The following is a 21,822-nucleotide window of genomic DNA, read 5'->3' as shown; positions in this document are numbered from 1 at the left end:
AAAACCTTCATCTCCTGCACAGCACCGCATCAAGTGAGATCCCCTACATCGACCTCACTCTCCGCGCTCGTGGCGCACTTAAACGACAAGCTGAGCCGTTCCTGTTGCGGCGAGGGCGGGGAACCGTACGGCCAGTTCGAGTCCACCGCCGGGATTGGGCCGGGCGTCGAGGGTGGCGTGGTGGGCTTCGGCGATCGAGGCGACGATGGACAGCCCGAGTCCGGCGCCGTCAGTGGCTCGGGTGCGGGTGTGGAGTCTGCGGAACGGTTGGAACAGGTCGGCGATCCGGTCCGCTGGTATGTCGGGGCCGGTATTGCGGACGGTCAGCGTGCCCATCGCGGTGAGATTGACGTGGACGGTTCCGTCGGGGTGGTTGTATTTCACCGCGTTCTGGAGAAGGTTGGTCAGGAGCCGGTGGAGCAGCACCGGGTCGCCCGGGACGGTGGCCGGCTGGGTGTCCAGGATGAGGATGACGCCGTCCGGCACCGTCTCGTTGGCCGCTTGACGGGTCAGCAGGTCGAGGGCTACCGGTTGGGTGGTGTCCAGACCGTGTTCGGCCTGGGCGAGGAGCAGTAGCGAGTCGATCAGCTGTTCGGTGCGTTGGTTGGCGGTCAGCAGTTTCTGCCGTACCTCGATGAGGTGGTCCGGTAGCCGGTCGTCCAGCCCGATCTGGATCGCTGCCCGCTGAGTGGCCAGGGGGGTGCGCAGTTCGTGGGCGGCGTTCGCGATGAAGCGCCGTTGGCTGTCCACTGATCGTTCCAGCCGTTCCAGCATCGCATCGAAGGTGTCGGCGAGGTCTCTGAGTTCGTCGCGGGGGCCGGTCAGGGCGATCCGCTCGTGCAGGTTGGACAGGGAGAGCCGGTGCGCGGTGGCGGTGATGTGCCGCAGTGGGCGCAGCAACCGTCCGGCCAGCCACCACCCTGCTGCCACCGAGACGACGGTGAGCACGGCGATCGTGATGGCCGTGACAGTCCATTGAAAGTGCAGCACCGTATCAGGCAGACGGCTGAGGACGTCCGTCGCGTAGTAATTTCCCGAATCCGGTGGCGCGTCGGGAGGTATCGCGGGAAGCGCGCGGGATCCCGTGACGACGATCTGACGGTCCAGCATGTTCCTGAGCAGCAGGTTCACCACGGTGAGCACAATCGTCGTGGTGACCAGGAACAGGCCGGTGTACAGGATGGTGAGGCGCATCCGCATCGTGCCGAGCGGGGGCACCAAACGTTGCCATGTGCGACCGGTCACAGCAGGTATCCGGCGCCTGGCACGGTCCGAATGCAGGGTGGGTCGCCGAGCTTGGCACGCAGCCGGCTGACGATGACGCGCACCACGCTGGAGAACGGGTCGGCGTGTTCGTCCCACGCCGACTCCATCAGTGTCTCGGTGCTCACGACGGCTCCGTTTGCCCGCATCAATACCTCCAGTACCGCGTATTCCTTCAGTGACAGCCGCAGGAAGCGGCCGTCACGGGACGCCTGCAGACGGTAGGTGTCCAGCACGATGCCGTGCCGCTCCAGCGTTGGCGGCTGCAACGCCTCGCTGCGCCGCCCCAGGGCCTGCACTCGCGCCACCAATTCGGTGTAGTCGAAGGGTTTGGGTAGGTAGTCGTCGGCGCCCAGGCCGAGGCCGGCGACCCGCTCAGGGACCGACGCGGCCGCGGTCAGCATCAGGATGCGGGTACGGGCCCCGGCCCGCACCAGGTCCCGGCAGATCACATCGCCGTGTACCTCGGGCAGGTCCCGGTCCAGCACCAGCACGTCGTAGTCGTTGACTGCCAGCCGTTCCGCCGCGGCAGCGCCGTCGTAGGCCACGTCGACCGCCATGGCGTTCCGGCGCAGCCCCACGGCCACCAGATCGGCCAGATCCCGCTCATCCTCCGCTACCAGCACTCGCATAGGTCAAGTCGTACCAGACCAGCCGCAACAGCAGCGTTAACGCTTCCGTTCATGCCCGGGCAACGCCCCTACCGCCAGTCTGTTCGCCATGACCACAACGACGGCCACTCACCCACCGAAGCCGGCACTCGCCAACGTGATGGACGACGACATGTTGGGCATCGCCGGCCGGATTCCGGACCGGACGCGGCGGTTGCGCCGGGCCAGCGCGTCGATCGTCCTGCTGACGATCGTCGCGCTGGCTGGCGCGGCCTGTTCCAGCAGCGATGACTCGGGCAACACGGTGACGCCCGGGGCGTCCAGGGCCGGTTCGGCGTCCGACGCCGTGCCCTTTGCCGCGTGCATGCGTGAGAACGGCCTGCCAGACTTTCCCGACCCGCAGCCCGGAAAGGGCATGGGAGACGGGGTCGACGTCAACTCCGAAGCATTCAAAAACGCGATGAACGCCTGTAGGCAGCTCATGCCGGGTGGTGGTCCGCCGGCGGGCGACCAGGGTCCGTGGTCCTCGTCGGACAAGCTCAAGTACGCCCAGTGCATGCGGGAGAACGGTGTGCCGAGTTTTCCGGACCCCGCCGCGGACGGCGGCTTCAGACTCGCCACCGACGCCGACCCCAACTCGCCGCAGTTCAAGGCGGCGGAGACCGCCTGCGCGAAGTACCAGCCGGAGAGCATGCGGAACCAGGCAACCAAAAAGCCGGGCGGCGGGTCGTGAGTGTGACGCAGACCTCGGTGGCAGACGCGGACGTCGACCCGGCCGATGGGAAGGGCCGGCGTCCGCGCCCCGGACGCCGTTGGCGGCGTGGATGGGTGGTAGCGGTCGTCGTGGTGGTCCTGGTCGCGGTCGCTGCGGGGATTGTCGTCACCGATCCGTTCGGTGCCCGGACGAAGGACACGTCGACCGAGGGCACCGCCTCGACCGGGCTGGCGCAGGTGACCAAGGGAACCCTGTCGGCCCGTACCCAGGAGAACGGGACGCTGGGCTACGGGGGTGACTACCAGGTGGTCAACAACGCCAGTGGCACGGTCACCAGGCTGCCGAACGTTGGCGACGTGGTCGGTCAGGGCAAGGCGCTCTACCTGGTCGACGGTAAGCCGGTGATCCTGCTGCAGGGCGGCGTGCCGGCATACCGGGACCTGGACTGGGGCACGGAGGGTGCTGACGTTCGGCAGTTGAACGCCGCGCTCGTCGCCCTCAGGTACGCCACCAAGGACAAGATCGACCCTGATTCGGACTACTTCGGTCGGCAGACCTACAACGCGCTCAAGAAGCTGCAAGACGAGGTGGGCCTCGACGAGACCGGACGACTGCCGGTCGGGCAGGCGGTGTTCGTGCCGGCCAAGGAGATCAGGGTCACCAAGGTGACCGCGGTGCGGGGTGGTTCGGCAGCGCCGGGCGCAGCGGTCCTGCGAGCCTCCTCGACCCAGCGGCAGGTGGCCGTCTTGCTGAACGCGAGCCAGCAGTCCGACGTCAAGGTCGGCGACAAGGTCACCATCTCGCTGCCCAGCGGCAAGACCACGCCGGGTGTGGTCTCGTCGGTCGGCAGGGTGGCGACGAAGGGGGACGACAAAACCACCGTGGACGTCTATATCACGCCATCGAAGCCGGCGGATACCGGTCAACTCGATCAGGCGCCGGTCCTGGTGTCCATCATTTCCGAGACGGTGGAGGACGTGTTGTCGGTGCCGGTGAACGCGCTGCTGGCGCTGGCCGGCGGCGGGTACGCCGTCGAGGTTGTCGAGGCCGGTGAGGCACATCGCCTGATCCCGGTGACAACGGGCCTGTTCGACACCAGTGTCGGGAAGGTCGAGGTCACCGGGGACGGCCTCGCGGCGGGCCAGGACGTCGTGGTGCCGGCTTCATGACCGGTGTGGACGCGATGCCCGGTGCAGACGCGAAAACAAGGGTGGCCGGTGGTCGGCACACCGGTTGGCCGGTCCTGCAGTTGGACGAGGTGACCAAGATTTACCCCGGAGCGACGCCGGTGGTGGCGTTGGACAACGCAAGCTTCACCATCCACCGCGGCGACCTGGTGGCGATCGTGGGCCCGTCGGGTTCGGGGAAGTCGACGCTGTTGCAGGTGATGGGCACCCTGGACCGTCCCACTTCGGGGGCGGTCCGGATCGTCGGCGACGACGTCGCCACGATGTCGGACCGGGCTTTGGCGGGACTACGGGCCACCCGGATCGGGTTCGTCTTCCAGCAGTTCTTCCTCGCCCAGCACGCCACCGCCATGGAGAACGTCGCCGACGGGTTGCTGTATTCGGGCACCAGGCACCGTGCGCGGATGCAGGCCGCAGCCGAGGCACTGGCCCGGGTCGGCCTCGGCCACCGGCTCGACCACCGCCCGCCGCAACTGTCGGGAGGCGAGCGGCAGCGGGTCGCGATCGCCCGGGCCCTGGTCGGCAACCCGGCGATCGTGCTGGCCGACGAACCCACCGGCAACCTCGACAGCGTCTCCGGAGCCGCGATCTTCAAGCTGCTCACAGAGCTCAACGCCGACGGCGCCACCATCATCATGATCACCCACGACCGTGAACTGGCCGCACGGCTCCCGCGCCGTATCGAGGTCCTCGACGGCCAGATCGTCGCCGACGTCAGTTCGGCGGAGCAGCCGCTGTCCACCGAAAGGCACCTGTCATGACAGCCACGGCTGTCGGCCGGCTGCACCCGGCCGACCTCGCCCGGACCGCCAGCGTGGGACTGCGTACCAGGCGGATGCGGGCCGTACTGTCAGCGCTGGGCATCGCCATCGGCGTCGCGGCGATGGTGGCGGTGATGGGCTTGTCCGCCTCGTCCCAGGCCGGGCTGCTGGCGGAGATCGACAAACTGGGCACCAATCTGCTCACGGTCACCCCGGGCCAGACAATGGGAGGCGGCGACGCGAAACTCCCCCTCGATGCTCCGGCGATGATCGCCCGGATCGGCCCGGTCCAGATGGCCCAGAGCACCGGCAAGATCCACGCCAACGCCTACCGCAGCCCGTACATCCCGAGCATCAACACCAACTCGCTCACAGTCAACGCCGCGAGCCTGGACCTGCCCGCCGCGGTACGCACGACCGTCGCCCAGGGCAGGTACCTCAACGCCGCCACCGCCGAGCTGCCGGTCGCCGTGCTCGGCTCGACCGCCGCCGCCCGACTGGGCATCGCCCAGATCCACCCAGACGAACGTATCTGGGTCGGCGGGCAGTGGTTCTACGTCGCGGGGATCCTCAACCCCGCGGCCCTGACCCCGGAACTCGACTCCTCGGTGCTGGTCGGTTTCCCGGCCGCGCAGAAGTACCTGCACTTCGACGGCCACCCCTCCACAGTCTACGTACGGGCCCAGACCGACCAGGTCAACAACGTCCAAAAGGTGCTAGCCGCGACCGCCAACCCGGGGCACGCCAACGAGGTCAGCGTCAGCCAGCCCTCGGCCGCTCTCGTCGCCCGCGCCGCCGCCCAGTCCGCGCTCAACGGCCTGTTCCTCGGGCTCGGGGCGGTGGCCCTGCTCGTCGGTGGTATCGGAGTCGCTAACACCATGGTCATCTCCGTCCTCGAACGCCGTTCCGAGATCGGACTCCGGCGCGCGCTCGGTGCCACCAAGGGCCACATCCGCCTCCAGTTCCTGTCCGAGGCGATCCTGCTCTCCATGTTCGGCGGCGCCGCCGGAGTGGCGATGGGCACAACGGCCACCGCGATCTACGCCGGCGTCAAAGGCTGGGCCACGGTAGTTCCGCCGCTCGCCTGGGCAGGAGGACTCGGCGCGGCCATCGCCATCGGCGCCATCGCCGGACTGCTCCCCGCGCTCCGCGCGGCCCGCATGCAACCCACCGAGGCCCTCCGCATCGCCTGAACCAAGCGTCCGACCGCCCGGCACCGCGGCGAAGGAGCGCCGCGTGCCGGGCACCAGATGTGAGCCTCAAGCCGGCACAGTGATCGGGACGGTGATCGGTACGAGGCGTAGGACGAGACCGGTCAAGGTGCTGCCGCCGAGGACGGCGCCGATCTCGGAGAAAGACTATGACCAGGCGGTGTCGGCCTTGGCGTCGATGATCGCCAGGCGGTGGCGTGTCCAGAACAACAGCGACAGGTCCGACGCTGCTGGCCGACCTGCGGGCCACTGATCCGGCCTCCGGATCACCGTGGTGTCAGTCGCCTCGACCCATCGCCGGCCGGTCCTGGCACCCGCCCTCGCCCGAGACGGTCCGCTGGCCGTTTCACATGCCGGTCGAGATCCCGGGTCCGGGACCGCGCGAGTTCGTCCGGCTGCGGATCGGTACGCCGCGGCTCGTGGCTAGGCGATGTGGGGGCACGACCGCCCGCCCGTCCGCCAGTCGCTCCGCATCCGCTTCTGCCGAGTACAGGACGTGTGAGGGGAATCCCGGGTCAGGGCGCACGACGCCCGAAGGCCCGCGCTGGTGCTCGAACGACGCTACGGTTTAAGATGCGGCCCGTCCCCATAGCTCAGGAACTGCCGGCCTTGAGTGCCGCAACCCCCGGCCTCAGGCGCCGCCCGGCGCCGGGGCGGGATCCGGCAGGGTGATCGCGTTCGCGGCCCGGCGGATCGGCTCGGCCACCCGCCGGATCATGCGCTCCCGGCCGGGCAGGTGTGGCATCAACCGGAGCATCAGCAGCTGGAACCGGATCTGCGCCGCCGAGCCGAGCACCATCCCCCGGAGGTTGCGGTCGGCGAGCCGCTGGTTCACCTCGACGAAGGGGCGCATCCGCCGCTCGTAGTCGGCAAACCCGACGGCCGGCTCGCCGCCCGCTTCGGCCAGGGCCGTGGCCAGCACGTACGCCCCGACCAGGCCGAGGCTGGTGCCCTAGGCTGCCGGCATGGGCAATCGGGAAGACCTGCTCGCCGGTGCCAGGCGCTGCCTGACGGAGAAGGGGTATTCGGGCACCACCGCCCGGGACATCGCTGCCGCTTCCGGCACGAGCCTGGCCGCCATCGGCTACCACTTCCGCACCACGAAGGCGCTGCTCGACGAGGCCCTGGTCGAGGCGATGGCGGACTGGGGCAACGAACTGCGACGCACGCTCGCGGTGGAGGTCGGGCCGGACGTCAGCCCCCAGGAGCGGTTCGAGGCGGCCTGGACCAGGGTCATCGAGTCCTTCGCCCGACTCCGACCGCTCTGGGCCATCCAGTTCGAGCTGATCGCGCAGATGGACCGGTCGCCGGAGCTGCGGGAGGCGTTCGCCACCGCCAACCACCAGGCCCGGATCGGGCTGGCCGAGGTGTTCCACCAGTTCGACCCGGTGGCCGACGAGGCACAGGCCCTCACCCTCGGCGCCTTCTACCAGACGCTGCTCGGCGGACTGGCGGCCCAGTGGCTGGTCGACCCGGACCGCGTCCCGTCCGCCGCCGACCTGACCCGCGCGCTGCGCACCATCACCGCCGAGTTCACCACCTGAGCGGGCACCGGCGCGGATCGGCCGGGCTCAGGGCTGGCCCAGCCCGGCCTCCCGGGCCCGGACGATGGCCTGGCTGCGGTCGGCTACCTGGAGCTTGGTGAGCACGTTGGACAGGTGGTTGCGCACGGTCTTCGCGCTCAGCGTCAGCCGCCGGGCGATGATGACATTGCTCAGCCCCTGGGCGACCAGGTCCAGCACCTCCCGCTCCCGGTCGGTCAGTCCTGGGAACGGCGCCGCCGCGCCGGAGCGCGCCCCGGCGAGGAAACCGACCGCCCGGGCGGCGACCACCGGGCCGAGCAGCACCTCGCCGTTGGCAACCGCCCGGACGGCCCGGTCCACCTCGGCCGGGGCGGCACCCTTGAGCAGGTAGCCCCGTGCGCCGGCGCGCAGCGCGGCGAAGACCCAGTCGTCGTCGTCCAGCATGGTCACCACCAGCACGCCGGTGCCCGGGTGCCGGGCGACGATCTCCCGGGTGGCCTCCACCCCGGACCGCCCGCCCAGGTGCAGGTCCATCACCACCACGTCCGGCCGGTGCAGGTCGGCCAGGCGGAGCGCCCCGTCGGCGTCGGCGGCCTCGCCGACCACCTCCAGCCCGGGCGTGGAGGCCAGCAGCGCCGTCATGCCGAGCCGGAACACCGGGTGGTCGTCCACCACGGCGACCCGGATCACCTCCCCGGTCACGGCCCCACCGCCAGCGGACGCGCCTCGCCAGCCTCGAGCCCGGCCGGAGCCACCACTGCGGACACCGGTTCCCCGACGGCGGCCGGTTCACCGCCGCGCGGGGCCGGTTCACCGCCCTGCGGAGCTGGGACCCCGCCAGGCGGAATCGGTTCGCCGTGCGGGGTCGGGACGCCCCGGGGCGCGGAGGCGACCGGATCCCCGGCGGGCGCGTCGGGCTCGGCGGCCGGCTCGGCCGGCGGGAGGCGGTCGGCCGGCACCCGCACGGTGACGTGGGTGCCGCCGCCCTCGCCCGGCTCGACCACGCACACCCCGCCGATCCCCTCGGCCCGTTCCCGCATGGAAACCATGCCCACCCCGGCGGGCGTCCCCGGCGCCACACCCCGCCCCTCGTCGGTCACCCGCACGGTGAGCCCGTCGGCGTCGCGCACCAGGCCCACCCGGCACAGCGCCGCGCCGGAGTGCCGGTGCGCGTTGCGGACCGCCTCGGAGACGATGCCGTAGACGGCGGTGGCGACCGGCTCCGGCAACGACAGCGGCGCGGCCTCCACCAGCACCGCCAGCCCCGAGCCGTCGTACCGGCGGGCCAGCTCGTGCAACGCCGGGGTCAGGCCGCGCTCGCCCAGCACCGGTGGCAGCAACCCCCGAGCCAGGTCACGGACCTGTTCCACGCGCTGGTCGGTCTCCTCTCGCAGCCGGTCCAGCAACTGCCCGGCCGCGGCCGGGTCGCTGGTGAGCAGGTTGCGGGCCGCCTGGAGACCCAGCGCCACCCCGGCCAGCGCCGGCCCCAGGCCGTCATGCAGGTCGCGGCGCAGCTTGCGCCGCTCCTCCTCGCGCGCCTCGGCGAGCCGGGTGCGCGAGCCGGCCAGCGCCCGGCCGGTGGCGGCGAGGCTGGCCGCGGCCGACACCAGCGGCAGCAGGTCCACCAGGGCGGTCCGGGTACGGCCGTCCAGCCGCTCCCCCGCCCGCGCCCAGGCGACCAGCCGGCCGATCTCCCGCTCGCCCCGGCGCAGCGGCAGCACCAGGGGCGCGCCCACCGGCCCGGTGGCGGCACCGTGGGTGGTGCCCGCCTCCGGGCCGTCCACCTCGATGTCGCAGGCGCCGAGCCGGAGCAGGTCGGTGAGGCTCTGCGCCACCCCGGTCAGCGCGTCGGCGGCGTCCTCGGCGGCGCTGATCCGGTGCCCGACGCCGCGTACCACCCCGAGCGGCTCGACCGCCTCGCCGTGGATCAGCCGGTCGACCCCGCGCTGCACCCGGGCGCGGACGGGGTGGACGCCGACCGCGACCAGCGCGGTGACCAGCGCCCCCGGTACGGCCGGCGGCGCCGGCAGCAGCGCGCCCAGCCCGGTCACCCCGAGCACGTACGCGGCGACCAGCAGGAACGTCAGCAGGAACCAGACCAGGGTGCGGCGGACCGCGAACTCGATCCCCCAGAGCCGTTGCCGCAGCACCACGGCCAGCACGGCGGCCGGAAAGAACGCCTGGGAGGCGAGCATGGCGGTCGGGGCGAGCCAGTCCGGGACCCGCCCGGCCCAGTCGGCGGGGAACCCGACCGGCGCGAAGCTCAGCGCCAGCAGCCCGGTGCCGACGGCCAGCCAGCCGAGCCCCACCCGCTCCCCGGCCGGCCCGGCCCGCCACCGCCGGACCAGCCCGGCGGCGGTGAGCAGCCCGAGCGCCGGTACCACCGCGAACAGCCACGGCTCGGCGCGCACGATCAGCTCCGTCCAGGCGGCGCTGCGGATCGGCAGCGGCGCCCCGGACGGGTGCGCCGGCGTGCCCGGCCAGGTCAACTGGCACACCTCGATCGCGGCGACCACCAGCGCGCCGGCCCCCACCGCCAGCCGCGCCCGCACCGGCAGCCGGCCCTCCCGGACCAGCCAGGGCAGCACGACGATGAGTGAGAGCATGCCGGGTGCCCACGCCCAGTGCCGGGCCGAGGTGAGCAGCACCGGGTCGGGCAGCCCGGGGTGCACCCGGAGCAGGTCGACGTAGACGGCGCTGAACGCCGACAGCCCGCCGCCGACCCCGGTGGCGGCGAGCAGCCAGGCCACCGGATGCCCCCGACGCAGCAGGACCAGCGCGGCGACCGTGCCGTAGACCAGGCAGTCGGTGAAGTCGACGAGGAAGTAGAGCTGGGACAGACCCCACGGCCGGCGGGCCAGCAGCCAGCAGATCGCCGTACCGGTGGCCAGCAGCGCGCAGGTGGCGGCGACCGCCCAGGCGGCGACCGGCCGGCGATGGTCGGCGGCCACCGCCGGGTCGGGCGGCGCGGAGGTCCGGTCGGCGGGCATGACCAGATCCTGGCAGTCGCCGGGTCAGTTGCCGAGGCCCCGGCGCTCGAAGGCGAATGTCAGTCCCGCGACAGTGGCCCAGACGGCGGCCGGCAGCAGCGCCAGGTACTGCAACGGCACCGCCTGGGTGACCCCGATCAGCAGTGCCATGACCAGGCTGAACACCGCCAGTGGACGGTTCACCGAGCGCCGCCGCAGCCCGGCCACGGCCAGCGCCCCGGCGCTGAGCGCGGCGCCGGCCCAGACCCAGGCGAAGGTGCCGTAGCCGGTGGCCAGCGCGGCCACCGTGTCCGCGTCGGTCTCCGACAGGTGCCGCAGGTCCCAGTACAGCTCGGTGGACACGCCGCCGCCGACCAGCAGCATCGCGGCCACCAGCAGCAGGCCGCCGGCGGCGACGTCGGGCAACAGCCCGCCGGCCGGTTCCCGCGCGGCGAGCCGGCGCCGCAGCCCGGCCGCGAAGACCGCCAGGCAGCCGGCGCCGAGGGCGGTCAGCGCCTGGAACACCCAGACGTACGCCTCCCGGCCGGCCAGCGCGGCGACGTAGCGGGCATTGTCGGCGTACAGCGCCTGGTCCACCTGGGTCAGGGCCGGGTTGACCTGGAAGAGCACCAGCCCGGTGAGGCCGCCGGCCGCGCCGGCGAGGGCCCAGCCCCGCCGGCGTCGGGTGGCCGTCCCGCCGGGGGCGGTGACGCCGGGCGCGGCACTGGTCGGGACGGACATGGTTCCTCCTCGGAGGCTCGGGTGCGGGCGGACCGCCGCCCGCCGAGCGTCACCGTCCCGGCGTCCCGGGCGCATGGGACCGGGCGTCCCGACCGGCCGGGCGGCCGCGTTCGTCCCGGCCGGGCGGTGCCGATGTCCCTGGCCGTCGGGACACCTCCGCCACCACTGTGGAACCGGCACACCGTCACCGAGCAGGAGGCCCCGATGGACGAGCGGCACCGCGACGACCTGATCCGCGCCGTACGCGACCTGGCGCCCGAGCTGGCCGCCCGGGCCGACGAGATCGAGCAGGCCCGGGAGATCCCCGCCGATCTGCTCGACCGGCTCCGCGCGGCCGGCTGCTTCCGGATGTTCGTCCCGCGCGGCCACGGCGGGTACGAGGCCGACCTGCGCACCGGGATGACGGTGCTGGAGGCGCTGGCCCGGGCCGACGGCTCCACCGGCTGGACGGTGATGATCGGCGCGGAGACCCCGCACCTGCTGGCGATGCTCTCCCGCGACCGGTTCGACAAGGTCTACGCCGACGGCCCGGACGTGGTGGTGGCCGGTGGCTTCGCCCCGCAGGGCCGGGCCGAGCTGGCCGACGGCGGCTACCTGGTCAGCGGGCGCTGGGCCTTCGCCAGCGGCGCCCGGCACGCCGACTGGATCTTCGGCAACTGTGTGCTCACCGGGGACGGCCAGCCGCTGCCCGGTCCCGCCGGGCAGCCGCCGGAGACCCGGTCGATGCTCTTCCCGGCCGGGCGGGTGACCGTGCTGGACACCTGGCACACGCTGGGGCTGCGCGGCACCGGCAGCGACGACGTGGTGGTCGACGGGCTGTTCTGCCCGGCCGAGGAGAGCTTCGACCTGTTCACCGGCACGCCGTGCGTGCCCGGGCCGGGCTTCGTCGCGCCGCTGGTGCACTTCGTCCTGCACCTGGGCGCGGTCGCGGTGGGGATCGCCCAGGGGGCCCTGGACGACATGACCGCGCTGCTCGCCGACGGGCGGCAGCGCCTCTACGCCCGGACGCCGCTGGCCGACTCGCCGGCGGTGCGGGAACGGCTCGGCCGGGCCGACCTCAACGTGCGGGCCGCCCGGGCGCTGCTGCACGCGCTCGCCGACGAGCTCTGGGCGGCCTGCGCGGGCGACCCGGCCGCGATCGCCGCGCTGCACCCGACCATCTCGGCGGCGCTGCCGTGGGTGACCGAGGTGTGCGGCGCGGCGGTGGACACCTGCTACCGGGCGGCCGGCGGCGCGGCGGCCCGGAACTCGTCGCCGGTGCAGCGGCGCTTCCGCGACATCCACACCTTCGCCCAGCACGCCGCGGCGGCCGAGGGCTGGCTGGGCAACAACGGCGCCCGCCTGCTCGGGCGGCCGGTGGAGCTGGCGTACTGACCTCCGCCCGCCGGCCATCGCCTCCTCCGGGCGGCCGGCGGGCGGAGCGACCCCGGGGGGACCTGGGGGGGTTCGGGGTCGACAGGGGGGTCGGCCTCGGGCCGGGGACACAGCCCCGGCCCGAGGCCGCAGTCAGCGCAGCTGCGGGATCACCTCGCGGGCGAAGAGCCGCATCGACTCCAGGTCGGTCGGCTCGTGGAAGTAGAGCATCACGTACCCGATGCCGGCGTCGGCCAGGCCGCCGAAGAGGTCGACCAGCTCGCCGGGGGTGCCGACGGCGCTGCCCGCCGCCACCTCCGCCCGGTCGCGGTCGCCCAGGTGCGGGGCCAGCCGGGCGGTCACCGCGGCGTCGGTCGCGCCGGTGAAGACGGACAGGGCGGCGGTCTTCAGGATGCTGTCGTAGTCGCGGCCCACCTCGGCGCAGTGCCCGGCGAGCACGTCCAGCTTGTGCCGGTAGAAGGCCGGGTCGGTGTGGTCGGTCAGGTTGCAGGCGTCGGCGTACCGGGCCACCGTCCGCAGGGTCCGCTTCTCGCCGGCGCCGCCGACCATCAGCGGCACGTACGGCCGCTGCACCCCGACCGGCACGTTCTGCGCGTCGCGTACCCGGTGGTGGCGGCCCTCGACGGTGGCGACCGGCCGGCGCAGCATCGCGGTCACCACCTGGGCCGCCTCGTCCAGCCGGGTCAGCCGCTCCCCCGTCGACGGGTACGGCTGCGGGAAGCCGTACGCGTCGTACTCCCGCTGGTCCCAGCCGGCGCCGAGACCGAGGAACGCCCGGCCGCCGCTGGCCACGTCCAGGGTGGCGGCCATCTTGGCCAGCAGCGCCGGGTTGCGGAAGCTGTTGCAGGTGACGATCTGCCCCAGCCGCACCCGGCGGGTCTCCCGGGCGATGGCGGCGAGGCTGGTCCAACACTCGAAGGTGGTCTCCGGCTCGCCCGAGACCGCCTGGAGGTGGTCGTAGAGCCAGACCGAGTCGTAGCCCAGCTCGTCGGCCTCGCGGGCCACCCCGACCATCGCCTCGAACTGCGCCACCGGGTCGGGCAGGTGGGTGAGGTCCGACCGCCAGCCCTGGGGCAGCACCACGCCCCACCGGATCCCGCTCATCGCCGCCTCGCTTCCCGTCGCCGTCGCTGGTCCGGCGAGGGTAGCGGCCCGCCGGGCGGGGCCCGCGCCGCGAGCGCCCACCGGGCGAGCGGGATCACTCCGGGGGCGGCTGCCTCACACGTACGGCCTGGTCGCCGTGGTGGCCTCGGTCCTCATCCCCGGCGTCGCCTGAGCAGGTGGGCGACCCCGCTCACCACCGTGGTCCCGATCCCGGTCCCGACCAGGACCAGCGCGGCCCCCACCGCCCAGAGCCCGCTGCCGTCGGTCGAGGCGGCGTGCACTGTCCAAGCGGCGGTGAAGGCGACCGTCAGCACCGGGGCGACCAGCCACGGGCCGAGCCGCCAGCCGGCGACGGCGGCGACCAGCGCGAGGGTGAGCACGCAGCCGGCAACCTGCCACGGTTGGTACGGCCCGCTGATCGCGCCGGTCTCGGGGTCGGTGGTGTAGCCGGTGTTCCACCCCAACCAGGCCCACCAGGTGGCGACGGCCGCCACGGCGAGGACCAGAGCGGCGAGAAGGGCGCGCGTCATCCTGTTCACAACCCGATCCTTCCGGTACGGACTCCATCGCGCTTGAGCACCCGTACTCACGATCGCTGTGCCGGTGTGGTCCCCCGGACCGCCCAGGCACGAGCGACGAGTCGGATCGACCCGTCGGGGCCGGTCGGCACGCGGGCGCGCAGCAACTCGCGCAGGCGACCCGGTCGGGCTCGGCGAGCGAGCTGACGTAGCCGGGCGCAGGCCCCTGCCACCAGGCGGAAAACGATACGGGCGGGTGTCGCGTCACGCGGTCACGCGCGGCGGGTGGCCGCCCGGGCCACGGCCGGCACACCGGGAAAGGGCGGGGGCCGCGGATGCCAGCGCCGACAGGCCAGGAACGGTCACGACCCGCCGACGCGTATCTGCTCGTGGCTCAGCAGGGCGCCATCCTATGCGCCGACGGGACGCATCCGGCCAACACCGGGCGGCAGAAGGTGGCAAGCATGCTGCTCCGCTTCTTCAAGACCTCCCCACACACGGCCTGCTGGTTCACCGTCAGCGGCACCTGCGCCTAGCCCTCGGAGCGAGGAAACCAAACAGGTCGGAGACCGCCGGGGCCCGCACTGCTCCCGCTGGTCGGTCAACATGGGTATGGTCGACGAACCAATGATCGGGTTGCGGCAGGCGGGACGGGCGTGTGTCGGTGTTGCAGGTCAAGGTCCGGGAAACGGTGTCCGGCCCGGCTCGGCCTGGCGGGTGTGACGTGCTGGTCGACCTGGAAAGCGACCGTACGACGGTGCGGGAGCTGATCCGGAGGGCCGTTACGGAGCAGATCCGGCTGCTGGGCGTCGACCTCGGGCGGCGCCGCGACATACACGATCGCCAGTATCTTCTGGCGGAAGAGATACGGGTGCAGGCAGCCAGCGGTGTGATTCGGCTGCCCACTCCACCGCTCGCCCTTCCGGACGTCACCGCGGCGGTGGCCCGGGCGCATCGGGCGTTCGAGCGGAACGTGTTCGTCGTCTTCGTGGGCGGACGCCAGGTCGACCGGCTCGACGACGAGATCGTGTTGCGTCCCGATGAACCCGTCGTCTTCCTGAGGCTGACCGCGTTGGCGGGTGGGTGATCCATGGTTGACGTGCCCGAGATGTACGCCGACGCGGTCCGCGCCGAGCGGGAGGCGCTGTGGCGGCTGGTCGACGAGGCCCGGGGCCTGGCGAAAGTCGATGATCTGGCGGGAATGCGGGCTCTCGCCAAGGAGATCCGGCGGCGGCTGGCGGCCGGCAACGACCTCGACCGCACCGGTGGGCACCTGGGCTCACACGTGGGGGACATCAGCGCCGCACTGGACGAGGCGTACGACGAGGCGTTCCCGGTACGGAGCCCGGATGACCCGGCAGAGGTGCTGGACGCCCCGTGGCCCACCGTCCGCCGTACGGCGCTGCTGGCCGCTGCCGTGGACCATGTGGGCTGGCCGAAGCCGCCGCTAGAACCGCTGGCCGAGCGGGCGATCGCCGCCAACGATGTGCGGCTGCTCCGGCTGTTGGTGCTCACTCCGTTGGGCCGGGCGGGTCGGGACACTGTGGTACGGATTCTGGACGCCCTGCAGGTGGCGGACGCGCTCGACGTCAAGGTCATCGAGCGGGCATTCGCCGACGACGCGTATCTGGGCAGGGCCATCGGCGGGCACTCTCTGACGGGCAGCGCCGTGACGTCGGCGCCCGCCGCCTGCGCGGCGGTTGTCCGCGACTACTTCGACGAGTTGGCCTGGCGCCTGACCTCGCCATCCGAGGCCAACTGGGAGGACCTGCCCGAGGTGCTGGTACCGCGTGGCCTGCGGTTCCTTCTCCGGGCCTTGGACCGGCCGCATGATCGCCGGATGGCCGACCGCTTCGGCCTCGCCGAGCTGACCGACGACGAGCGGTCCGCCCTGGTGGAACACCTGCGGGACCGTGCCGCCGAGGAGCGGCGCCGCGCCTTCGAGCTACGGCTGCCGGCCGGTGACGCGGCGGTGCTGTTGCCGGTGCTCGGGCTGTCGGGCGCGGCGCCGTTGCTGCGACTGGTGCGGGCGACCGCCACGCCGGAGGTGGCGCGGCAGGATCGGGCCGCCATCCTGGCCGCCGTGCGCCAGGCCGGCGACGATGGTACGCGCCGACTGCTGGAACTCTGCCCGAGCGAGTTGATCGCCGCCGCGCTGGGCTGGAACCGGGCGGCCGTCGAGAAGCGGGTCAAGCACAACGCGCTGTCCGGCATCGCCGCGTTCGGCCTGCTGCCGCTCGCCGGCGGCGAGACAGTGCTCGATCGTTATCTGGCACTGCGCGAGGTGGCGAAGCGGGGCTCGAAGTTCGGCCCGAACCGCCGGCACAGCCACAGCGCCGCGGTCGCGGTCGCTCTCGATCACCTGGCGCAGGTGGCCGGCTTCCCGGACGCGGGTCGCCTGGAGTGGGACTGCGAGGCCCGCATCGCCGCCGAGGCCCCGGGCGACTGGCACGTCGGCGACTACACCGTCGGGGTGCGGCTCCGCGATGCCGATCCGATTGTCACGGTCAGCAAGGCAGGCAGGACGCTGAAGTCGGTGCCGGCCGCGGTCCGCACCGACCCGCGGTACACCCACACGCGAGAACACCAGGAACGGCTGCGTGACCAGGCCCGTCGGATGCGTACCGGGATGATCGAGCGGCTGGTCGCCACCGGGGGCACACTCACGCCCGACGAACTGCTCCGCCTGCGACGCCTGCCGTCCGGGCAGGCGATGTTGCCCGCGTTGATCTGGCAGGACCGGACGGGCACGGTCGGCCTGCTCGATCAGATCGACCTCGACGGCCCGGTCACCGCGGCGCATCCCTTCCTGCTGTACAAGCGGGGCCTGCTCGCCCACTGGCAGGCGGAGATCGTCCGGCGGCGGATCCGGCAACCCGTGAAGCAGGCGTTCCGCGAGTTGTACCTGGTGACTCCGGCCGAGCGTGACGCCGTCGACGTGTCGCGACGGTTCGCCGGGCACACCGTCGACGGCAGGGTGGCCGGTCAGTTGCTGTCCGGACGCGGCTGGTCGACCCACGACCAGTACGACGAACACCAGGCGACCCGCCCGGTGACCGCCGGACTCACCGCCGCGCTGGCCTGCGAACTGCCCGGGTACTTCGGCGGTGGTGACGTCGTCGTCGGTGAACTGCGCTTCCTCGCGGCCGGCTCGGCGGTCCCCCTGGCAGAGGTACCGCCCGTGGCGTTCTCCGAGGTCATGCGCGATCTGGATCTCGTCGTGTCGGTGGCCGGCACCGAACCGCACGGGTACGCCTCACCGCTGCACGCGGCGAGCCGGGCTCAGCTGCTGGCCGCCCTGATCGACGATCTCGGGTTGGCCCGGGTGACCGTCGACGGCACGTCGGCCCTGATCCACGGCTCCCGGGCGACCTATCGGGTGCACCTCACCAGCGGCAGCATCCACGTCGAGCCCGGTGGCTACCTGTGCGTGGTACCAGCCTCGTTCGGCGACACCGCCCATCGAAGCCTGTTCCTGCCGTTCGCCGACGAGGACCGGATGACCAGCGTCATCCTCAGCAAGGTGCTCCTCCTCAACGAGGACGAGAAGATCACCGACCCGGCGATTCTGGCCCAGCTCGATCCGCCCGCCTGAGCTGATCCGACCTCAACCGCTGGTGTGGCTCTCGTCGACCCCGGTCAGGGCCGCTGATGCCCTGCGTCTGTCTGGGCCGGAGGTACCACCATGCGAACCACGGCGCCACCATCGCCGGTGATCCGCTTCCACTTGGTCGGTCCAGCTCAACGGCCCGAGGCCGATGAACATGCGACAGCCGCCGTCAGGGGGCGGCGATCAGCCGGATCTCGCAGCGGACGCCGCTGGCCTTGGCGAGCCGACCATCACCGGTCACCAGTGGACAGGCCATCAACTCGGCAGCCGCCACATACGCTGCGTCGTACGCCGTGACATTGCCGCGCAGTTGCCACATTCGGTCGAGCAGCAACGGGGTGCCAACCTCGTCGACCACCAACGAAGGCAGCGTCTCGACCGCCTCCTGAGCCCGGGCGAGGCCGAGCTTGTTGCCGAGGACCTTGCCCCTGATCACCGACATGACCTCGACCAGGAGGTGGCCGGGCGCAGCCCAGTGCGGATCCGCGGTCAGCTCCGCCCGCGCCGCGTCGCCTACCGGCCCGTCGTCGACCAGGGCGTCGGCAAGGACAGACGCATCCACGACTATCACGCCGCATCTCCCCATGGCCCACGCCGCTCCCGCTGGTTGGTCAACTCGGCGGCACTCTCCCCCGGCAGCGAGCGCGCGCCGTCCTCCCGGCCGGCGAAACGGTCAAGGACCGCCGTGTTGCGTAGGCGTCGAGCCTGCGTCTCCACCAATTCCAGCAGGTACGCCTGGAGTGACTGCCCACGCGACTTGGCCTGGGCCGCCAAGGCGTCTCGTACTTCTTCCGGCACATCGCGGATCTGGAGAGCAACCATGCATTCATTATGCATGCAAGGGCTCTCCGCCGCAGACGAAAGGGCGGGTAGGTGCCTCGTCCTGGCCGGACGACTTGGCGATCCGACGGAGCTCGCGTACGCCGAGACCGCCCGTCTTGAGCAGGGGCACCGGGCCGCCGCTCATGGTTCCGCCGATCGCGGTGATTGTGGCGAGGGTGTCCGAGGCGGCGGCTGCGGCCTCCCGTTCAGCGTCCTTTGGCTCGACCGGGGTGGTAGGCACGGCCGGCGGCTGCGGGTCGAACGCAGCGACGTAGCCCTCCCGCAGCGCGAGGGCGACCTCACGGGGCATCTCCTCGACACCCCATGCGGAGCCGACGACGAGACCACGCTCGGCGGCCCACGGCAGCGCCACCCCGGCCGAGCCGAACATGATCCCTCGCACACCGAAGGGCTGCGCCGGCCGCAAGGCGAGCGCGGCGAGCTGGGCGCGAACGTCGGCGGGGGCCTGCGCCGCGAGCCGGCGCACGTTCTCCGGCCACGCCAGCCAGCCGACCAGCGCAACGATCAACTCGTCCTTGCCGCGGCCCGTCACGGGGATGCCGTACACCTTCGCCAGCCTGCGCAGCTCGTTCATGTTCCGGGAGACGAGCAGCTCAGCGGCGCCGGGTCCAAGGTTCAGCGGGTGCGGCCACATCGGGCTCAGATGTGCCGCCGCGAAGCCGTCGGCGTACGGCCAGATCAGGGCGAGCTCGGTGAGACGGCGCAGCGCCGCGAGTGCCAACCTACGACGCCCCCCTCCGGCGGGAGGCGACAGGTACGCCATGCGGGGGACCGTGCCGCACGGTGTGGATCATCAGCGCGATCCGGCTTGAGTTGCGTGCGGCTGTCCCCTTGCCCCCTCGGTTTGGGTATCCGTTTCGGTGGACCGGATGTGGCAGAACCCGAGCCGCGTTCATTTGGCAGGAGAGGCTTCTTGTCGAACATCATTCGAGTGGTGTCCTGGTGGACTCGCTGGCACACGCTGCGTGGCGGGCGGGGGCGGACCTGGCGGACGTCGCCGACGCGACCGGTCTGGCTGCCGGCGAGGTGGTCCGCCGGTGGCAACGGTGGATCGATGTCCAGGCGCGGTTGGACGTCGGCGGGCGTCCAGGGGTGGGCCGGTGATGCCCACCCGGATTGCCCAGGACGTAGCCGCCAGGCAGCGTCCGCGTACCAAGGTCGGCCACCGCAGCGAACGTCAAGCCCGCCTCGACCTCACGCAGACGCTCTGGGTCACGGATTCCGAGCCGGTTACGCAGCACCCCGCTGCCAGGGTCCACGTACGGGTCGACGGTCACGATGCGCCGTACAGTTGCCGAACAAGCTGCCGCATCTGCACGGTGCTGATCTCACCACGCGCCCAACGTTCGGTGATGGCCTCAACATCGGCGCCTACCGTGAGCCCTTCGGCGTGCACCGATGCCGCTGCCTGCGTTAGCGACCGAGCTCGCTCGGCGGTGAGCTCATCGAACACCTCGACCGGAACCATGACAGCCTCGGTCTTGCGATGGGAACCCACACCTACCGGGGTACGGTCACCCTTGCGGAATCGCTCCAGGACACTGGGTAGTTGCTCGCGCGCCTCGCGGACGGACAACGTCTCAATCAACACACGTAAAGTGTGCCCGATTGTGTACACATTGTGCCGCGAGGCTGCGTCGCTCTCCCGCACCACCCGCCGCGGTACGGTTTGCGCGAGTGCCAAGGCGGCGACCGGCCCGGTGGTAGCCGGTCGGCCGTCGGCCAGGATGTGGTGCCATGGCCCGTTCCCGCTCTACGAAGACCGCATCGACGTCGACTGCAACGGTGCGTGAGTTCCTGGTGCGCCAGGATCCGGGCTGGCTGGTCGATCAGCTCCTGCGGATCGCCGAGGACGATCCGCTGGTCGCGGCCCGATTGCAGGCGGCATCCGGCGCGGAACGGGCCGGGCTGGTCGACCTGTCCGGCCTACGACGCGAGCTTGCCTCCGCCATCCAGCCCTCCTGGTATGTGGAGTACGCCGCGGTCAGCGGGTACGCCCACGGGATCGACCGCGTACTCGACGAGGTACAGAACCTTATCGACGCCGGGTTCCCGGAGGCGGGCTGCCGAGCACGCACTCACGTTGCTGGAAGACGCGCTCGGCCAGGTCGACGACTCCAACGGCGAGGTAGGCGCGCTGGCGGGGCGGGCTCAGGAGATCCATCTGGCGGCGTGCGAGCAGGCGCGACCGGACCCGGTGGAGCTGGGCGAGCGGCTGGCCCGCTGGGCACTGCGCAGTGATTGGGAGATCTTCCTTGACAGCCCCAACTCCTATTCCGACGTACTCGGTGAGCCCGGCCTAGCCCGATTCGAAGACGTGATCGACGAACGGTGGTCGGCGCTGCGCCGGCTGGAGCCAGGAGACGACAAGCGGTGGGAGGGCAACCGGTTCCGGCCGACCTATCTGAAGGAGATGCTGGCCGCCCGCCGTGGGGTGGACGCGCTGGTCGAGGTGATCGCCCATGACCTGGCCTCGCCGTACCAGTTCTGGCGGGTCGCCCACGCCCTGGCTGAGGCAGGGCGGATCGAGGACGCGCTGGGCTGGCTGCAGCGTGGCCCGGCATCTTTCCCCGGCAATCCCGACGGGCGGCTGGCTGAACTGGCCGCCGACCTGCACGCTCGGGCGGGCCGGCCGGAGGCTGCCACCGACATCGCCTGCCAGCAATTCGCTGAGCGGCCCAGTCTCGGCGGGTACCAGCGCCTGCACGGATTCGCCACGGCCGCCGGAGTCTGGGACTCTCCTCCGTGCCCCAGAGCAGGTGTCGTCCTGTCGGCGACCCTTCACACTTCCCCGATTGTCAGACCGTCCCGCTCGTCGTCCCACGCCGCCGCACTGATACGCCACCCTTCCGAGGTCCGAACGAACTGCAGGGACTTCATCCCTCGACCGGTGAACGGCGCCCCATCCTGCACGCCTGCCTTGGCGTAGGTGCCGAACCAGTGGGCGATATCGCCGAACAGGTCGGTGCACCCGGACAACTCCCACTCCCTGAAGTCGACCAGCGCGCCGCCAGACAGCAGAGCCTCACGAGGAGTGATAAATCCCTCCACTCCGTACACCAAGGGCTCCATACCGCAGGTCCTGATGATCACCGCCTGGGGCAGAAACATCGACCTAAGCGTGTCGAGTCGGGCGGAACTGTCAGGACCGGAGGTGAATGCAGCGAAGAACGCCCGCACGATGCCCTCGATCTCTGCATGGTCCGTGGCGGTGCTCGGGCTTGCCGGCAGATCGTCGATCACAGCCCAACAGTAGCGCCGTGGCCCCCTCAGCACCCCGTCACGGGACCGACCAGGCATCCGCTCACTGCGCAGACTCTTCCTGTCGGCGGTCTCGTCGGGCACCGTGTCTGGTGCCGGCAATATCGGATCGTCGGCGCACCTGGCCCCCA

The 21,822-nt window shown here is 71.8% G+C and carries 24 protein-coding genes; 10 read left to right on the top strand and 14 right to left on the bottom strand.

Features of this window, described 5'->3' with window-relative positions:
* Window positions 1-78: 78 nt before the first annotated feature.
* Together ABZ807_RS30475 and ABZ807_RS30470 are read right to left on the bottom strand one after the other, a co-directional pair.
* On the bottom strand, window positions 79-1,200 hold the full coding sequence (locus tag ABZ807_RS30475; protein ID WP_357165610.1) for an ATP-binding protein: 1,122 nt from the start codon (window positions 1,198-1,200) through the stop codon (window positions 79-81).
* Between the two features lie 41 nt (window positions 1,201-1,241).
* Window positions 1,242-1,895 (bottom strand): response regulator transcription factor, encoded by a 654-nt coding sequence (locus ABZ807_RS30470; protein ID WP_357165607.1) that lies wholly within the window; start codon window positions 1,893-1,895, stop codon window positions 1,242-1,244.
* A 136-nt stretch (window positions 1,896-2,031) separates the two neighbouring features.
* Between ABZ807_RS30470 and ABZ807_RS30465 the strand changes: the two genes are divergently transcribed.
* From ABZ807_RS30465 to ABZ807_RS30450, 4 genes are all read left to right on the top strand, one after another.
* The gene (locus tag ABZ807_RS30465) at window positions 2,032-2,607 is read left to right on the top strand and encodes a hypothetical protein (protein ID WP_357165604.1); all 576 of its coding nucleotides are present in this window, start codon (window positions 2,032-2,034) and stop codon (window positions 2,605-2,607) included.
* A 95-nt stretch (window positions 2,608-2,702) separates the two neighbouring features.
* Entirely contained in the window at window positions 2,703-3,758 is a 1,056-nt protein-coding gene (locus ABZ807_RS30460) for a peptidoglycan-binding protein (protein ID WP_357165601.1), read from the top strand.
* Between the two features lie 14 nt (window positions 3,759-3,772).
* On the top strand, window positions 3,773-4,537 hold the full coding sequence (locus tag ABZ807_RS30455; RefSeq protein WP_357165616.1) for an ABC transporter ATP-binding protein: 765 nt from the start codon (window positions 3,773-3,775) through the stop codon (window positions 4,535-4,537).
* Window positions 4,534-5,730: an ABC transporter permease gene (locus ABZ807_RS30450; protein WP_357165598.1), complete on the top strand. Its 1,197-nt coding sequence runs from the start codon at window positions 4,534-4,536 to the stop codon at window positions 5,728-5,730. The genes ABZ807_RS30455 and ABZ807_RS30450 overlap by 4 nt, the downstream gene beginning before the upstream one ends.
* 649 nt (window positions 5,731-6,379) lie before the next feature.
* Here ABZ807_RS30450 and ABZ807_RS30445 read toward each other — a convergent pair.
* The gene (locus ABZ807_RS30445; protein WP_357165595.1) at window positions 6,380-6,670 is read right to left on the bottom strand and encodes a hypothetical protein; all 291 of its coding nucleotides are present in this window, start codon (window positions 6,668-6,670) and stop codon (window positions 6,380-6,382) included.
* Between the two features lie 43 nt (window positions 6,671-6,713).
* Between ABZ807_RS30445 and ABZ807_RS30440 the strand changes: the two genes are divergently transcribed.
* A complete protein-coding gene (locus ABZ807_RS30440; RefSeq protein WP_357165591.1) occupies window positions 6,714-7,292 on the top strand; it encodes a TetR/AcrR family transcriptional regulator in 579 nt (192 codons plus the stop codon).
* A 27-nt stretch (window positions 7,293-7,319) separates the two neighbouring features.
* Here ABZ807_RS30440 and ABZ807_RS30435 read toward each other — a convergent pair whose 3' ends face one another.
* From ABZ807_RS30435 to ABZ807_RS30425, 3 genes are read right to left on the bottom strand one after another with little or no spacing between them, the layout of a single operon-like run.
* Window positions 7,320-7,973, bottom strand: a complete 654-nt coding sequence (locus tag ABZ807_RS30435; protein ID WP_357165588.1) for a response regulator transcription factor — start codon at window positions 7,971-7,973, stop codon at window positions 7,320-7,322.
* Window positions 7,970-10,261, bottom strand: coding sequence for a histidine kinase (locus ABZ807_RS30430; protein ID WP_357165585.1), 2,292 nt, complete (start codon window positions 10,259-10,261; stop codon window positions 7,970-7,972). The genes ABZ807_RS30435 and ABZ807_RS30430 overlap by 4 nt, the downstream gene beginning before the upstream one ends.
* Window positions 10,262-10,285: 24 nt before the next feature.
* Window positions 10,286-10,981, bottom strand: coding sequence for a hypothetical protein (locus tag ABZ807_RS30425; RefSeq protein ID WP_357165582.1), 696 nt, complete (start codon window positions 10,979-10,981; stop codon window positions 10,286-10,288).
* Window positions 10,982-11,113: 132 nt separating this feature from the next.
* Here ABZ807_RS30425 and ABZ807_RS30420 point away from each other — a divergent pair, with 132 nt between their 5' ends.
* Window positions 11,114-12,355 (top strand): acyl-CoA dehydrogenase family protein, encoded by a 1,242-nt coding sequence (locus tag ABZ807_RS30420; RefSeq protein ID WP_357165580.1) that lies wholly within the window; start codon window positions 11,114-11,116, stop codon window positions 12,353-12,355.
* Window positions 12,356-12,487: 132 nt separating this feature from the next.
* Here ABZ807_RS30420 and ABZ807_RS30415 read toward each other — a convergent pair whose 3' ends face one another.
* Both ABZ807_RS30415 and ABZ807_RS30410 read right to left on the bottom strand, forming a co-directional pair.
* Window positions 12,488-13,459, bottom strand: coding sequence for a TIGR03560 family F420-dependent LLM class oxidoreductase (locus ABZ807_RS30415; protein WP_357165577.1), 972 nt, complete (start codon window positions 13,457-13,459; stop codon window positions 12,488-12,490).
* Window positions 13,460-13,611: 152 nt separating this feature from the next.
* Entirely contained in the window at window positions 13,612-13,989 is a 378-nt protein-coding gene (locus ABZ807_RS30410) for a hypothetical protein (RefSeq protein ID WP_357165613.1), read from the bottom strand.
* A 323-nt stretch (window positions 13,990-14,312) separates the two neighbouring features.
* On the opposite strand from ABZ807_RS30410, the gene ABZ807_RS30405 reads away from it, so the two are divergent.
* From ABZ807_RS30405 to ABZ807_RS30395, 3 genes are all read left to right on the top strand, one after another.
* Complete coding sequence (locus ABZ807_RS30405; protein ID WP_357165575.1) at window positions 14,313-14,513, top strand: hypothetical protein; 201 nt, start codon at window positions 14,313-14,315, stop codon at window positions 14,511-14,513.
* A gap of 188 nt (window positions 14,514-14,701) precedes the next feature.
* Window positions 14,702-15,064 carry a hypothetical protein gene (locus ABZ807_RS30400; protein ID WP_357165572.1) on the top strand — a complete coding sequence of 121 codons (363 nt, stop codon included), beginning with the start codon at window positions 14,702-14,704 and terminating at the stop codon, window positions 15,062-15,064.
* Between the two features lie 3 nt (window positions 15,065-15,067).
* Window positions 15,068-17,572, top strand: coding sequence for a DUF4132 domain-containing protein (locus ABZ807_RS30395; RefSeq protein WP_357165569.1), 2,505 nt, complete (start codon window positions 15,068-15,070; stop codon window positions 17,570-17,572).
* 184 nt (window positions 17,573-17,756) lie between these two features.
* Here the strand turns inward: ABZ807_RS30395 and ABZ807_RS30390 are convergent, their stop codons facing one another.
* The 3 genes from ABZ807_RS30390 to ABZ807_RS30380 are packed head-to-tail and all read right to left on the bottom strand — an operon-like array spanning window position 17,757 to window position 19,151.
* On the bottom strand, window positions 17,757-18,173 hold the full coding sequence (locus tag ABZ807_RS30390) for a type II toxin-antitoxin system VapC family toxin (protein WP_357165566.1): 417 nt from the start codon (window positions 18,171-18,173) through the stop codon (window positions 17,757-17,759).
* Window positions 18,155-18,409: a hypothetical protein gene (locus ABZ807_RS30385; RefSeq protein ID WP_357165564.1), complete on the bottom strand. Its 255-nt coding sequence runs from the start codon at window positions 18,407-18,409 to the stop codon at window positions 18,155-18,157. Before ABZ807_RS30385 ends, ABZ807_RS30390 begins: the two co-directional genes overlap by 19 nt.
* A 7-nt stretch (window positions 18,410-18,416) precedes the next feature.
* Complete coding sequence (locus ABZ807_RS30380; RefSeq protein WP_357165561.1) at window positions 18,417-19,151, bottom strand: hypothetical protein; 735 nt, start codon at window positions 19,149-19,151, stop codon at window positions 18,417-18,419.
* 221 nt (window positions 19,152-19,372) lie between these two features.
* Here ABZ807_RS30380 and ABZ807_RS30375 point away from each other — a divergent pair, with 221 nt between their 5' ends.
* Window positions 19,373-19,534 (top strand): hypothetical protein, encoded by a 162-nt coding sequence (locus ABZ807_RS30375; RefSeq protein WP_357165619.1) that lies wholly within the window; start codon window positions 19,373-19,375, stop codon window positions 19,532-19,534.
* Window positions 19,535-19,703: 169 nt separating this feature from the next.
* Here the strand turns inward: ABZ807_RS30375 and ABZ807_RS30370 are convergent, their stop codons facing one another.
* The 3 genes from ABZ807_RS30370 to ABZ807_RS30360 all read right to left on the bottom strand — a co-directional run bounded on the left by ABZ807_RS30370 (window position 19,704) and on the right by ABZ807_RS30360 (window position 21,673).
* Window positions 19,704-20,021: an antitoxin VbhA family protein gene (locus ABZ807_RS30370; protein ID WP_357165558.1), complete on the bottom strand. Its 318-nt coding sequence runs from the start codon at window positions 20,019-20,021 to the stop codon at window positions 19,704-19,706.
* Between the two features lie 708 nt (window positions 20,022-20,729).
* Window positions 20,730-21,137 carry a hypothetical protein gene (locus ABZ807_RS30365; protein ID WP_357165555.1) on the bottom strand — a complete coding sequence of 136 codons (408 nt, stop codon included), beginning with the start codon at window positions 21,135-21,137 and terminating at the stop codon, window positions 20,730-20,732.
* A 74-nt stretch (window positions 21,138-21,211) separates the two neighbouring features.
* The gene (locus ABZ807_RS30360; protein WP_357165552.1) at window positions 21,212-21,673 is read right to left on the bottom strand and encodes a DUF4440 domain-containing protein; all 462 of its coding nucleotides are present in this window, start codon (window positions 21,671-21,673) and stop codon (window positions 21,212-21,214) included.
* Window positions 21,674-21,822 lie beyond the last annotated feature (149 nt).

It is taken from the genome of Micromonospora sp. NPDC047548 (assembly GCF_040642975.1).
Taxonomy (GTDB): domain Bacteria; phylum Actinomycetota; class Actinomycetes; order Mycobacteriales; family Micromonosporaceae; genus Micromonospora.
Note: the sequence above shows the minus strand (reverse complement) of the source record. Positions and strands in the feature narration are given on the sequence as shown.